The organism is Methylocaldum sp. (assembly GCF_035627495.1).
Classification (GTDB): domain Bacteria; phylum Pseudomonadota; class Gammaproteobacteria; order Methylococcales; family Methylococcaceae; genus Methylocaldum.
In genome coordinates this window covers 1-1091 of record NZ_DASPLO010000074.1, presented here as the reverse complement: position 1 = coordinate 1091, position 1091 = coordinate 1, and the positions used below count along the sequence as shown (strand labels likewise).

Sequence of the window (1091 nt, the reverse complement as noted above, 5' to 3'; positions counted from 1 at the left end):
CTCGGCTTTATACAGTCCATTGACCGTCTCAGCCAAGGCGTTGTCATCCGAGTCGCCCACGCTACCCACCGAGGGTTCGATGCCGGCCTCAGCCAGACGCTCGGTATAGCGGATCGATAGGTATTGCACCCCGCGGTCGCTATGATGGATCAGACCGCCATGACGAGTAGGTCGGCGCGCATGCAGGGCTTGCTCCAGCGCATCCAGCACGAAGTCGGTACGGGCGGAACCAGAGACCTTCCAGCCGACGATATGCCGGGCAAACACGTCGGTGACGAAGGCCACGTAGACGAAGCCTTGCCCGGTGGACACAGACGTGAAGTCGGACACCCACAAGGCTGACCTGGCTAGACTATCCCGGACACACACCCTCAAGTGAGATCATGGAGAGAAAAAACGAGGTCGTGTGTTGAGATGAGCGAGAGACAGAAACTAAAGAGTTATACCGCGGAGTTCAAGGAATCGGCCGTGAGGTTGGCGGTGGAGTCGGGGTGTCCTTTGGCGCAAACCGCCCGGGACTTGGGTGTCAACAAGGATACGTTGTACGGCTGGGTTCGGCAGTACCACCGGAAGCCGCCGTTGGGGCGGGAGACGGTGCCGTCCGAACAGCTGTATGAGGAGCTGAAGCGTCTGCGGCGCGAGGTATCAATCCTGAAAGAGGAGCGCGACATCTTAAAAAACAATCCACGGGGCGCGCGGCGCCCCGCACCTGTAGGACCAGAAACTCGGGCTAGCGTAGACTGAAGAAGTCCTCGGGAGCGGCGGCCGTCCGCTTTTTGGTGGCTTTGACCCCGTTAAACAACATGGCCCAGGGACGGTGGCGGATCTGCGTGTGGTGACGCCTTCGGGCGATCCCGATTAGGAAGGTGATGAAGTCTGTCGTCCCCGCTCCTGAAATGTGTCCATTCTTACAGGAGATCGCCATGGAAAGGCCCAAGTTCAAAGTCCGGGGGGGTGTAAAAAGAACTGTGTAATTGGTTTGTATAATCTGACAAAAAGGAGAATAAGAATGACCAGTGACACAGCCAAACAAGACGCCCTGTTAGACGAGTTGCTCAAAGGCTATTCGGATCCCAAGGACATTTTGGGTG

The 1091-nt window shown here is 57.3% G+C and carries 1 protein-coding gene and 1 pseudogene; one reads left to right on the top strand and one right to left on the bottom strand.

The window, feature by feature from the left end; translation table 11 throughout:
• Positions 1-342, bottom strand: a pseudogene (locus tag VEB01_RS06205) (DDE-type integrase/transposase/recombinase); the annotation flags it as partial.
• 72 nt (positions 343-414) lie between these two features.
• Here VEB01_RS06205 and VEB01_RS06200 point away from each other — a divergent pair.
• The gene (locus VEB01_RS06200) at positions 415-744 is read left to right on the top strand and encodes a transposase (protein WP_324873766.1); all 330 of its coding nucleotides are present in this window, start codon (positions 415-417) and stop codon (positions 742-744) included.
• The last annotated feature ends 347 nt before the right edge of the window (positions 745-1091 follow it).

Bases quoted from the DNA above. Each gene is read 5' to 3' on its own strand.
- VEB01_RS06200 (WP_324873766.1), top strand. From the start codon at position 415: ATGAGCGAGAGACAGAAACTAAAGAGTTATACCGCGGAGTTCAAGGAA.